12 protein-coding genes are annotated in these 12,858 nt (G+C 38.5%); 3 read left to right on the forward strand and 9 right to left on the reverse strand.

Going from position 1 to position 12,858, the window contains the following annotated elements; translation table 11 throughout:
• Positions 1–776 precede the first annotated feature (776 nt).
• The 3 genes from J7E81_RS06105 to J7E81_RS06115 all read right to left on the reverse strand — a co-directional run bounded on the left by J7E81_RS06105 (position 777) and on the right by J7E81_RS06115 (position 2,932).
• A complete protein-coding gene (locus J7E81_RS06105) occupies positions 777–1,526 on the reverse strand; it encodes a C39 family peptidase (protein ID WP_215041275.1) in 750 nt (249 codons plus the stop codon).
• 165 nt (positions 1,527–1,691) lie between these two features.
• Complete coding sequence (locus tag J7E81_RS06110; RefSeq protein WP_215041276.1) at positions 1,692–2,150, reverse strand: threonine/serine exporter family protein; 459 nt, start codon at positions 2,148–2,150, stop codon at positions 1,692–1,694.
• Positions 2,151–2,167: 17 nt separating this feature from the next.
• Positions 2,168–2,932: a threonine/serine exporter family protein gene (locus J7E81_RS06115; RefSeq protein WP_215041277.1), complete on the reverse strand. Its 765-nt coding sequence runs from the start codon at positions 2,930–2,932 to the stop codon at positions 2,168–2,170.
• Between the two features lie 360 nt (positions 2,933–3,292).
• Between J7E81_RS06115 and gntK the strand changes: the two genes are divergently transcribed.
• On the forward strand, positions 3,293–4,837 hold the full coding sequence (gntK, locus tag J7E81_RS06120) for a gluconokinase (protein WP_215041278.1): 1,545 nt from the start codon (positions 3,293–3,295) through the stop codon (positions 4,835–4,837).
• A gap of 343 nt (positions 4,838–5,180) precedes the next feature.
• Here gntK and gnd read toward each other — a convergent pair whose 3' ends face one another.
• Positions 5,181–6,077 (reverse strand): phosphogluconate dehydrogenase (NAD(+)-dependent, decarboxylating), encoded by an 897-nt coding sequence (gene gnd / locus J7E81_RS06125; RefSeq protein WP_215041279.1) that lies wholly within the window; start codon positions 6,075–6,077, stop codon positions 5,181–5,183.
• 149 nt (positions 6,078–6,226) lie between these two features.
• On the opposite strand from gnd, the gene J7E81_RS06130 reads away from it, so the two are divergent.
• Positions 6,227–7,072 (forward strand): MurR/RpiR family transcriptional regulator, encoded by an 846-nt coding sequence (locus J7E81_RS06130; protein WP_215041280.1) that lies wholly within the window; start codon positions 6,227–6,229, stop codon positions 7,070–7,072.
• A gap of 49 nt (positions 7,073–7,121) precedes the next feature.
• Here the strand turns inward: J7E81_RS06130 and J7E81_RS06135 are convergent, their stop codons facing one another.
• From J7E81_RS06135 to yfkAB, 5 genes are all read right to left on the reverse strand, one after another.
• Positions 7,122–8,453, reverse strand: a complete 1,332-nt coding sequence (locus J7E81_RS06135; protein WP_215041281.1) for a GntT/GntP/DsdX family permease — start codon at positions 8,451–8,453, stop codon at positions 7,122–7,124.
• A 215-nt stretch (positions 8,454–8,668) separates the two neighbouring features.
• The gene (locus J7E81_RS06140) at positions 8,669–8,899 is read right to left on the reverse strand and encodes a hypothetical protein (protein WP_215041282.1); all 231 of its coding nucleotides are present in this window, start codon (positions 8,897–8,899) and stop codon (positions 8,669–8,671) included.
• Between the two features lie 79 nt (positions 8,900–8,978).
• On the reverse strand, positions 8,979–9,125 hold the full coding sequence (locus tag J7E81_RS06145; protein ID WP_215041283.1) for a hypothetical protein: 147 nt from the start codon (positions 9,123–9,125) through the stop codon (positions 8,979–8,981).
• Between the two features lie 172 nt (positions 9,126–9,297).
• A complete protein-coding gene (gene hprK, locus J7E81_RS06150; RefSeq protein ID WP_374103990.1) occupies positions 9,298–10,239 on the reverse strand; it encodes an HPr(Ser) kinase/phosphatase in 942 nt (313 codons plus the stop codon).
• A gap of 116 nt (positions 10,240–10,355) precedes the next feature.
• The gene (yfkAB, locus tag J7E81_RS06155; RefSeq protein ID WP_215041284.1) at positions 10,356–11,477 is read right to left on the reverse strand and encodes a radical SAM/CxCxxxxC motif protein YfkAB; all 1,122 of its coding nucleotides are present in this window, start codon (positions 11,475–11,477) and stop codon (positions 10,356–10,358) included.
• Positions 11,478–11,684: 207 nt separating this feature from the next.
• Between yfkAB and J7E81_RS06160 the strand changes: the two genes are divergently transcribed.
• Positions 11,685–12,479 carry a formate/nitrite transporter family protein gene (locus J7E81_RS06160; protein WP_374104001.1) on the forward strand — a complete coding sequence of 265 codons (795 nt, stop codon included), beginning with the start codon at positions 11,685–11,687 and terminating at the stop codon, positions 12,477–12,479.
• The last annotated feature ends 379 nt before the right edge of the window (positions 12,480–12,858 follow it).

A 12,858-nucleotide genomic window follows, 5' to 3' on the forward strand; every position in this document is an offset into this window, starting at 1 on the left:
ACCCCCCTCGGGCTGATTTCGGAAATTTCTGAAAAAATATTTAAAACTTATATTGGATATAATAATATCATTTTTCAGAAAAAGCAATAAATTTTTAAAAAATAAACTATTTCAAAATAGTTCCAAGACATTAATTCCCAAAAACACACACTAATTTCACTTGTTTTTTACTATCATCAACTGTTTTACACACTTAATACGTTATTTCAGAAAATCATTATATATATATTAAAAAATAAAAAGAATGAACTTTTTATTTTTTTTCAGTGCTTTTCCGAACGAACAAATCTCTGTCCCATGTAAGATATTTACGACATTCTTAATTGAAGCTTGAAAAACATTGACATACGAGAAAATATAGTGTAATATTAATTTTTGTGCCTCACAAATAAACAGTAACTTGTAATAGAGAAGATAATGCAATGTAAGAATTTTTTTTCTGGCATTCTGCTTATGTTTTAAGATAAAAACTTATTCACACTGGATCGGCTTCGGAGCCGTTAGGATGTAAGAGAGGTAGGGCTTACATCGTTTAGGTATAAAACCATCAGGTGGAAGAATAACCGCGGCAAACTTGTTTTTATTAACAATTACAATAAATTGAATTTTTACCTTGCAATGGCTGATAGTAATTAACACACCCATTCACAAGTTACAATAGGTTCTAACTAAATGAATCTTTTTTTAAAAAAGAAGGCAGAGGGATATTTCCTCTGCCTTCGTCCAATTTCATCGATAAAATAAAGAGTCCTGTACATAAAATACAGGACTCTTTATTAATTTTTTATAAAGATCGCTTGCTTGCCCATCTGTTCCCAAGCCTTTATGAAGTTCTCACGATTTAATTTCATATTCTTTCCACCGTATGGATTATTTATATAAATAGAATTTTCATCATATCCAGTTACAGCCACACTATGTTCTCTAAAAGTAATTTTAACTTTCCCCTGAGGTGTATCCCAGGTTTGAAAAACAGAGATTGGTGCAAAGCTTGACGTGGTAATAATCCAGACAGGATGCCCTTGTCCTACCTCTTTTAAAATGTCAGAAAATGGTTTACCTGTTAGATTTACAGCTCTGTCTCCGGCATATTTCTTCGTTAATTCGAATACAGGTCCATTATAAACTCCAAGTCCCGGTCCATGAGCCATATCTCCGACAAATCCGATATTAGGATTTCCTTTTTTGCCATTACTATAGGTGAACGGGACTGTTTTAATTTGTTCAGCTAACTCATTCTTTGTTACCTTTATACTAGCATAATTTAGAATCATCGCAAGGCTGGTCACCTCACAGCCGTTATAAAGCAATGGTGCATCCATTTGCTTAATTAATGGTACATCCAATATGATACTATCTGGTAATTTGGGAGCTTCCTTCGCCTGAAGTTCCACTTCCCGTACTTTTAGAGGAACTGCTTCCCAAACCTTTGCAGCTGCTTGCCTCTCAGATACGACCGCATAAATCGTCCTTACACCAACAGCGGACAGTAAGAGAATTCCAATGAGAATTAGAAATTTTTTCATATGCAGATAAACCATTCCTTGTTGAATTCTTTGCTGATCTTGATAAACTAGTAAGTTACTACTATATAACCATACCAAATTTTACTTTTTGGATAAAGGAAAATTATTACCAGCTATTATTATATTTGCCTTTTCTTAATTTAACCTTAAAAAAAACCCCCTTTCTTAAAGGAGATTTTTTGATTTTATTCTATCTTGTTTTATTTTTTTTGCAATCTGATTAATGACTTCTGAAAAGACTAAACCAAAAGCAATTGAACCTGACAACATCAGGACTTTTGCGGCGAGTGCAATCGCATCATTATAATTATTTTCAACAATATTTCTCATCGCGTCATACGCTAGCCCGCCAGGAACTAATGGAATAATACCGGCAACACTAAAAATGATCACGGGCATCTTATAAATTTTCGCCATCTCTTGGCTGAGGAGCGCAATAAAAATCGTTGCAGCCAAAGTTGCCACGATCGGATCCTGTGAATATTCCACAAGAAGAAAATAAATTAACCATCCGCCCATTCCGATTAGACCGCATTTTAGTAAGGATTCCTTTGGTGCATTAAACAGGATCCCAAACGCTGCTGTAGCAAGAAAACTGGTTATAACTTGTGAAAAGATGGTCATCCTCGTTTACCTCCAGGCTATAAAAATGATAATACAAACGCAATTCCGGCCCCAATCGCAAACGCCGTCAAAAAAGCTTCAGCCCCTTTTGACAGACCAGATACCAAATGTCCCGCCATTAGATCCCGAATGGCATTGGTAACTAACAGCCCAGGCACCAGCGTCATGACGGAACCAATGATAATCGTGTCTAATTTATGCCCCACACCGGTTCTTACAAATAATAATGAAAGTAATCCGATTACGAATGAAGCTAAAAACTCTGAAAAGAACTTAATTGGCACAAAACGATGAAAGGCAATAAAACTTATATACCCTGCCCCGCCAGAAATCATTGCGGGGATAAAATCATTCCATCCCCCGTTAAACATAATCATAAAACAACCACTGGCAAGCGATGCAGCGGCTGCCTGGTAGGCAAAAGGAAAAGTGACATTTAACTCTTCGATGTCCTTTAATTTGCGCAAGGCTGCCTCTAAATCCAATTCTCCGCTGCTAATACTACGCGAAATACTATTCACCATGGCAACCTTTTTTAAATCTGTTGACCGCTCTGATATTCGGATCAGTTTTGTTTTTGTGGGCTCTGACCCCTCCGCTGAGAAAATAATCCCCGTTGGAGTAACATAACTGTGAGACTTTTCAATGCCAAAGGAAGCGGCTATCCGCATCATGGTGTCTTCAACCCTATAGGTTTCCCCACCGCTTTGTAGCATAATTTTCCCTGCAAGCAGGCATACTTCCATAATTTCATAAGTTTGTTCAACCACCATTTTCTCCATCTATTCATTCACCACATATTTCAACATTTAATATCTAGTTTAAAACAAAAGAAGGATTGGAAGCAATAACTCAAAAAAAACAACCAGCCCTTAAAGGTATAAATTCCCCCGGTTATACTTGTTCTTCCATATCGCTACATATAAAGTTCCTTTTTGACAAAAAATGAGATATGGCTGGTCTTTAAAGCATTTACCTATACTATTTCCACAGGTATAAAAACATCTTTATAAGAAAAAAGGTTTTAACTCAATAATTTTTTCATGTACAATTACGTTATAGGAAAAATTTTTTCATATTTTTATTATTAGGCATTTTTTTAGTCGAAAAAATTTCTATTTAATAATGAAGGAGATTGTCTAATGGATAACCTATCTTACTATCTTGGCGTTGATATTGGAACAACTAGTACAAAGGCAGTACTTTATAAAGATAAAGGAACAGTCTTAAGTATGCACCATGTGGAATATCCACTCTTTAGCCCAACCCCCTCGGTTGCCGAGCAAGACCCAGATGAAATTTTCCGCGCAGTAGTGGAAACAATCAAAGTCGCGATTAGCAAGGGTGAAATTGATTCAAAGAAAATTAAACTTGTCTCTTTTAGCTCTGCCATGCATAGTGTCATTGCCATGAGTGATGAAAATAAACCGCTTACCCGCTGTATAACATGGGCAGACAGCCGGGCAACTGCCTGGGCTGAAACGATTAAAAACGATCTTAATGGACTTGCAATCTATCGAAGGACTGGGACTCCGGTTCACCCGATGTCACCACTTTGTAAAATTACTTGGCTGCGCCACGACAAGCCTGAACTCTTTAAGCAGACCAGTAAATTTATCGGGATAAAGGAGTATGTATTCTACAAGCTATTTGGCAAATATGTCATCGACTATTCAATTGCATCGGCAACTGGAATGTTTAATCTTGAACAGCTTGCTTGGGATGCGGAGGCCTTAGAAGTAGCAGGAATTAGCCGCGATAAACTAGCTGAGCCTGTCCCGACTACCTATTATTTAACAGGCTTAAAACAGCCATTTGCGGCAGAGCTGGGCCTGCCTACTGAAACACCTTTTGTAGTTGGCGCAAGTGATGGAGTTCTTTCCAATTTAGGCGTTAATGCGATTGACCCTGGTGTCGTTGCTGTTACGATTGGAACAAGCGGGGCCATCCGGACGGTAACGGATCGACCGGTTACAGATCCAAAAGGAAGAATTTTTTGCTATGCACTGACAGAGAATCATTGGGTTGTTGGCGGTCCGGTTAACAACGGCGGCATGACCTTCCGGTGGGTGCGCGACCAGCTTGCCTCAAGCGAAGTAGAAACTGCGAAGCGGTTGGGCATTGACCCCTATGAAGTATTAACCAAAATTGCCTCCAGAGTTACTCCGGGTGCTGATGGTCTTATTTTCCATCCTTATTTGGCAGGGGAACGTGCACCGCTTTGGAATGCCCATGCAAGAGGGTCCTTTTTCGGCCTTGGACTTCATCACAAAAAGGAACATATGATTCGCGCGGTATTAGAAGGTGTCATTTTAAATTTATATTCTGTCTTACTTGCACTTCAGGAGATTATTGGCGTTCCCACCAAGATTCAAGCAACTGGAGGCTTTGCCCGATCGGAATTATGGCGGCAGATGATGGCTGATATTTTCAATCAAGAGGTTGTTGTCCCAGAAAGCTTTGAAAGTTCATGTCTTGGTGCTATCGTTCTCGGTATGTATGCATTGGGGGAAATTGAGGACTTTTCGATTATGTCTGAATTAGTGGGCTCAACCCATACCCATCAGCCAATTGAAAGTAATGTAGAAATTTATAATGACCTAACCCCAATCTATATCCGTGTCTCCCGTGTTTTAGAAAATGAATATGGTCCAATTACAAGTTTTCAAGAGAAATGGATAAATTAGAAAAGCGTAGGCGCCCTGGTCAGCGGCGTATGGCCTGGAGTGCTCCAACTGAGATAAAGGAAAGTCGAAAAGCGGAGGCGCCTTGATCAGGGGCGACAGGCATAAGACGAGCCGGCGAGAAGGCTGCTCTTTAGCCTTCTTGACGGATTGGCTTATGACCCCGAGCCCCTAGGCGCTGGAGCTAGACAACACGAAGAGCGACAGCGATTCGATGTTGACTTATCGTAGGGCGGAGCGCGAAGGACACTAGCCGCTAGGGCGCTGGAGCTGGACAATTTTCAAAGTTTATACTTTCTAAAAAAAGAAGCATCCGGCTAGTGCCGGATGCTTTTTTACTTGCCTGTTATTTCGTTTCTACTGCATGGCCGCCAAATTCATTTCGTAAAGCGGCGACAACTTTACCAGTAAACGTATCTTCCTCTAATGAGCGATATCGCATCATTAGTGACAAGGCTGTTACAGGCATTGCAGCTTGAAGTTCAAGAGCAGTTTCAATTGTCCATTTTCCTTCTCCTGAAGAATGCATAACCCCTTTAATAGAATCGAGTTTCGGATCTTTTGAAAAGGCGTTTTCTGTTAGTTCCATCAGCCAAGAGCGGATGACGGAACCATTATTCCAAACGCGCGCAACCTTTTCATAATCAAAGTCAAAATCACTTTTTTCCAAAACTTCAAACCCTTCTGCTATTGCCTGCATCATTCCATACTCTATTCCATTATGAATCATTTTTAAGAAATGGCCGCTGCCGCTCTTTCCCGCATACAAATAGCCATTTTCTACATTAATATCACGAATAACCGGCTCAATTGTGCTAAATATCTCTTTATTCCCGCCTATCATCATACAGGCACCTTCCCTAGCACCTGCCATACCGCCGCTCGTACCAGCGTCGAAGAAATGGATGCCCTTATCACCAAGTTCTGTTCCCCTTCGGATAGAGTCCTTATAGTGTGAATTTCCACCATCAATAACTATATCACCTTCTGCCAGCACGCCCTTAAGCTCCTCAACCACTTGTTCAGTGATGGGCCCAGAAGGAACCATTATCCATATGATTCTTGGCGAGGAAAGCTGATTAACAAGTGCAGAAATAGACTCCACACCAATCGCTCCATCTCCGCTTAGTTTTTTTACAGCTTCCTTATTTACGTCAAACGCGACTACTCGATGATTATTTTCCATTATATTAAGTGCAAGATTAAAACCCATTTTTCCTAATCCTATTAATCCGATTTCCATGAGTAAAACCTCCGAAATAAATTTTTCTTGATAATTACATTATATGAAAATTTATTTCTTAAATCAAATATTACCTGAAAAAATATTTTTTCAGAAAATTTCATGCTATACTAAAGATACGATTTTTTTTATAGAGAGGAAAACAAGTTATGGTTCAAAACTGTCTGGGAAAAATACGATCTTATTATGCTCGGCTTAGTGAAAAAGAAAAAAAAGTTGCAGATTATATCTTGGAAAATCCTGATAAAATTATTCATAATACCATCAATGAAGTTGCCGAGGATTTGCAAGTGGCTGATGCTACTGTATTCCGCTTTTGCAAGCGAATTGGCTTTAAGGGTTATCAAGCCATGAAAATTGCTCTTGCTTCTGAAATCATTGAACCCATTCAGCAGATTCATGAGGAAATAAATGAAAACGATAATGAAAAAACGGTGGCCGATAAGATTTTCCATTCAAATATCAGAACGTTAGAAAACACCTTACAAATCCTTGATGAAACTTCTATTCAAAAAGCAGTTGGTCTGCTGATGAAGGCCAAACGGGTTGAATTTTACGGTACTGGTGGATCAAATGTGGTAGCAATGGACGCTTTTCATAAATTTGTACGGACCGGAATTAAAGCGTTTGCATTTATTGATACGCATTTCCAACTGATGTCTGCTTCACAATTAGGAGAAAATGACGTTGCTGTGGTGATCTCCCACTCTGGCACAAATAAAGACACTCTCAATGTATTAAAGACGGCTAAAAAAAATGGGGCAAAAACAATTGGCATCACAAGTTATCCAAAATCGCCAATTTGCCAGTATTCAGATGTAGCACTTTTTACTAGTTCAGAAGAAACAGAATACCGTTCCGAAGCACTCTCATCCAGAATTGCCCAATTAAGCCTTATTGACGCGCTCTATGTAAATATAATGATCCTTAATAAAGAAAAAGCAAAACATTCATTAGGAAAAGTAAGAGAAGCGATATCCGATACAAGAATTTAGTTTTTTCATTCATATTGAAAGAGGATGACCTAAGGCCATCCTCTTTATTTTATACGAAAATATTAAGAATAAGTGCACCTGCGAACGCAATGAAGGATAATAACGTTTCCAGGACAGTCCATGTTTTAAATGTTTCTTGAATGGAAAGACCCAAATACTCTTTCACCATCCAGAAACCGGCATCGTTAACGTGAGAGAACATTAACGAACCTGCTCCTGTAGCGATAACAAGTAATTCTAAGTTAACACCTGACATGTTAGCTACAATTGGGGCAACAATTCCCGCTGCCGTTGTTAAAGAAACGGTAGCTGAGCCAGTTGCAATTCGAATTAATCCCGCAATTAAAAATGCTAATACAAGAGGAGATAATGACATTCCTTCAGACATAGAGGCAATTACCTTTGCTACTCCACTTTCAATCAGAATCTGCTTAAATCCACCACCGGCACCGATAATTAACACAATCGATCCTACTGGGAGAATACATTCTTCCGTGAATTTCTGTATCTTATTTTTATCGATTCCCTGACGAAACCCTAGGAAATAAAAAGCAAGGAAACAAGAGATTAGTAAAGCAATAATTGGACTTCCAATAAACACTAAAAACTTTTCAAATCCCGCTGGTACTGGTAAGTAGGGTGCTGCTGTTCCTAAGACCATTAAAATAACAGGCATTAAGATTGTTAGAAAAGAAATCCCTACACTTGGCAATGACTTTTTATCCATATGGTCATCAATACGAACTAATTCAGGTTCCCCAACCGGAACTACACGTTTATTGATAAATTTCGCAAATAGTGGTCCGCCAATAATGCCGGCCGGAATTGCAATAACTAAAGAATAAAGTAATACTTTACCGAGATTAGCCCCATAAAGTCCAATCGCAGCAATTGCACCAGGATGTGGAGGAACGAGTCCGTGAACGATTGACAAACCTGCAATTGCTGGTAAACCAATTAATAAGATATTTTGCTTTGATGCTTTTTGAATGGAGATCACAAGCGGTAATAAAATTAAAATTCCAACTTCAAAGAAAACAGGGATCCCAATGACAAACCCTGATAAAAACATGGCCCAAGGCAGCTTCTTCTCACCAAACACTTTAATAAAGAAATTTGCAATCTGCAAACCTGCGCCTGATTCAGACAACATCTTTCCTAAAATAGTTCCCAAAGCCAAGATACCGACTAAGTGCCCTAACGTACCGCCAACTCCTGTTTCGTAAGCGGCTACAATCTTATCTAAACCTAATCCCGACATAATTGCCAAGAATAATCCTGCTACTGTTAAACTAATAAACGCATGCCACTTAAACAATGAAACTCCTAAAATAACTATAACAATTGAGACCAGTGTAACTAGTAATAAATAGGCATTCATTAAACTGCCACCCCTCTAGGTTTTATTCTATTTTTGCAGAAATACGATGAAAGCACTTCCAACAAAATTGATTATACGAAAAAATTTTTTTTATTTCAACATCTATTTTGAAAAAATATTTTGTTTAGCAGGTAAACAAAATATTTTTTTCCTTTATCTAAAAAATTTAAAAACTCTCCAAATTGAGTAAAAAGACGGGTGCAGATGCCCCGTCTCTACTCTCCAATATTGTTTTCAAACCATTCCTGGAGCTCCTCCAAAGAGGTAAAAGTAAAGATTTCCTCGCCATTCTGGCCATTGTCCATTCCAGCATTACCTCTTAAAGTAATTTGCCCCTCATCCTCGGAAACAAGGATCGCATAGGGGTGATGAACATTGATATACCTTGAGTCTAAATCGGTATCCAACCAATTCTTGCTTCGTAAAAATACTTGAATATGATCCATTCATTTCCCTCCTCTTCCTTTTATTGTTCCAAACCACGAAAAAAAGAGACAAATTAATGTCTCTTCAAGCAAACTTTTGTTATTTTAAATATTTATCGAAAAAGTCTCTTACAATATCGAGGACATTTTTTTTCCAAAAATGCTCAGTCCCATGTCCTGCACCACTAAGTTTATAGATGATGGCGGCTTGGCCCTTTTCTTGAAATGCAGCTTGATTATAAGGCACTAAAGGGTCATCATCCCATGCATAATTAAGAATGGATTAGCCTTTTTAACTTCTGTTGGACCATAATAATTTGTTACGGCCTTCACGCTGCTAGACACCAGACTATAAAAGAGATAACAACTAAGAATACAGATTTCTGAAAAAAAGGAATTAAGGATTTTGCCTTCCTTTATTATAAGCTCAAATCAGATTCCAGTCGTCTCATAAACTCCTCTGCAGCACTGTATCCTTCCTGCTTTAGAAGCCAGTTATTGGCTGCGGCTTCAATCAAGCCCGCAACATCACGGCCAGGTTGGAGCTGAATCTCAATATGAGGGATTCGAACGCCCATATATTCCGTAAATCTAGATTCGTGATCCAATTCATTATGAAGGGAATTTTTTTGCCATTTGGTTAGCTCAATATCGAGCGCGATTCTCGTCTCATCCTGAAAAGCTTTCCTTCCATATAAGCGGACGACATTCAATAGGCCTACACTTCTGAGAGCAAGAAATTCCTTCGTTTTTCCGTCATGTGTGGCGAGAATGGTTCGTGGACTAAGCTTTTTTAATACAACGATATCATCAGCCACCAGCCTATGACCTCTACCAATCATTGTATGGGCAATTTCACTTTTGCCGATACCTGATTTACCTCGAAGTAAAATGCCCATTCCATATACATTGATACAAACCCCGTGGACGGCGACTTCTGGAGCTAATTTTTTTACCATATAAGCATCAAGCTTCATAATAAATTCAGAAGTCGTTTGTGGCTCTAACTTACATAACAGAGGGATCCCCTCTTCATGACAATATTGAGTTAAATACGTTAGACCTTCTTGTCCCGCTGTAACAATAAAGCATGGAGGGTGGTATTTAACGATATTCCCTATTCGTATCTGACGCTCCTCAATGCTTAACTTATGCAAATAGGTAATTTCCTTTCTTCCAAGGATTTGAACACGTTCAGTCGGAAAAAAATCAAAGTGGCCAACGAATTCTAAACCCGGACGATGAGATCGAGCTTGTGTAATGGTTTTTTGTAATTGATTTTCCCCAGCCAATACTTCCAAGGAAAATTTTTGAACTAAATCTTCAACTGTTAATATCTTCAAGTCAATGGCACTCTCCATCCTAAATCACTTTCTTAATCTTGATTTTATCATCCTTTACAAAAGAGAATGAGGGATTTTTATCCTATATCATAAAGAAAAGGTCAACCAAGAAACTGGTTAACCTTATAAATTTATTAGGATTTTACCACTTTTGCCTTTAGAGTTGAAAAATCCGTATCTTGATAATAACTATTTTTCACTAAAATATTAGGACCTAAGCAAGCTGCGGCTGGGCAATGACAACTTAATTCTTTTGCTAGTTTAGAGGATTGCCAATTGTGGTATGCATCTAACAAATTGGTTGTTTGAATGTTTCCTAGTGCTGGTGTATCACCAAAATCCGTTACGATGATATCACCATTAAAGATGTTCACATTCAAACGTGAACGGCCATCAGGATCGTTTCTGACGGTAACATTTTTACTATTATATAATCTTTTTAAAAGGAGTAAATCTTCTTCATTAGTACTGCAAGCATAAAACGGCAGTGTTCCAAACAACATCCAGATCTTCTCATCACGAATATCCAATAAATGATGGATAGCCTCTCTTAACTCTTTAAGTGATAGGGTTTCAAGGCCGCTGGCAAAATCGCTCGGGTACATAGGATGGACCTCATGCCTTTGACATAACATCTCGTCGACTATTTGACGGTGAATCTTTTCTAAATGGGGAAGTGTCCGCTTGTTTAACATGGTCTCAGCAGAAACCATTATTCCTGACTTTACCAGTTCACGGCTGTTTTCTATCATTCTTGTAAAATAGGCTTCTCGTTGTTTACTATCAGGCTTTTTTTCCATTCTCGCAAAACCGCCCTGAGCGAAATCTTCGACTGTACCCCAGTTATGTGAAATATGTAAGACATCTAAATAAGGAACAATTAGCTCATAGCGACCTAAATCAAGAGTTAAATTCGAATTGATTTGCGTTCTTACACCACGCTCATGGGCGTACTTTAAAAGCGGAACAACATAATTTTTTACAGAGGATAACGATAGCATCGGTTCTCCGCCTGTAATACTTAAAGACCGCAATGTTGGAATTTCGTCTAATCTCTTTAATAGCAGTTCAAGCGGCAATGCCTGCGGATCCTTTGTCTGCAGTGTATAACCGACCGCACAGTGTTCACAGCGCATATTGCATAGTGTTGTTGTGGTGAATTCAATATTTGAAAGCAGGGGCTTTCCATACTCCTCAATATCTAAGTAAGCTTCCCATGGATCATATTTTGGGGTTATTTTTTTTCTAGTTAACATAAATACTCCTTAAAAATCAGTCTTCAAAACCTTTTTATTATAGCTTATTACTAGAAAAATGGGTTGTTATAACTATTACAGAAGTTTATGTTATGGAAATTGTGGATATTCTAGGAAAACTCTCCAAAAAGATACATACCATACCTGTTTTAGTTTACAATATATAAATAATATTAAACGTTAGAATGGTGGGAATTCAACTTGGAAATGCAACCTTTAAGCGAGGCGGAAAAGCTCGCTTTAAAAAAGATTAAGATTTTTAAGCAAAGTATCCTTCGTTATCTATTAAGAGCCATGCTTGCGAGTATGTTTATTGGTTTTGGTGTCATTGTCGCCTTTAAAACGGGGAATTTTTTCTATCTTGAACATTCTCCATTCGCCTATCCTATGGCAGCACTTACTTTTGGGGCAGCAATCATTTTAATCGCCTATGGCGGTGGTGATTTGTTTACCGGTAATACATTTTACTACACCTATGCAGCCCTTAGGAAAAAAATGGCGTGGCTAGATGTCATAAAATTATGGATTTGCAGTTATATCGGAAATATTTTAGGAGCATTGGTGTTCGCCTTTATTATCTTTACTACTGGACTTTTTGCTGATTCGTCCGTGAACAGTTTTTTACTTCATGTTGTGGAAATCAAAATGCAGGTTCCAACAACTCAATTATTTTTCCGGGCTATTCTTTGTAACTGGCTTGTTTGTATGGCCTTTTTCCTTCCAATGGGGTTAAAAGGGGATGGCCCAAAAATGTTTGCAATGATGTTGTTTGTATTTTGCTTCTTTCTTTCTGGATATGAACACAGTATTGCTAATATGTGTACATTCGCAATTGCATTGGTTTTAAATCATCCAGGAACGATCTCTTGGGCAGGTGTCGTCCATAATTTGGTTCCAGTAACGATTGGTAACTTAATTGGCGGTGCTGTTTTCATGGCGATGATGTATTACTACGCAAATAAGCCATTTTTAGAAGAATACGATAAAGAGCAGGCGCACTAAGAAAATCTCCTTGTTTATCGACAGATTTCCAGGGAAATATCAACAAGAACTTTGAGATTTCGACAATTATTATTGATAACAACCTCGCCGGGGTTCAAAGAGATGGCGAGGTTTCTCCATAACTGCTGTAGGATCTCCATCTCTTGCTCTTCAGCAGTTATGAACCTCTCTTATCTGTCGTATCACCCTCAGCTCTTGTTCTTCAGCGGTTATAAACCTCTCTTATCTGTCGTAACACTCCGCTCACTTGTTCTTCAGCGGTTATGAACCTCTCTTATCTGTCGTAGCACCTTCTACTCTTGTTCTTCAGCGGTTATAAACCTCTCTTATCTGTCGTAGCACCTTCAACTCTTGCTCTTCAGCAGTTATAAACCTCTCT

Source organism: Bacillus sp. ISL-18 (assembly GCF_018613415.1).
In the GTDB taxonomy this organism is placed as follows: Bacteria; Bacillota; Bacilli; order Bacillales; family Cytobacillaceae; genus Neobacillus.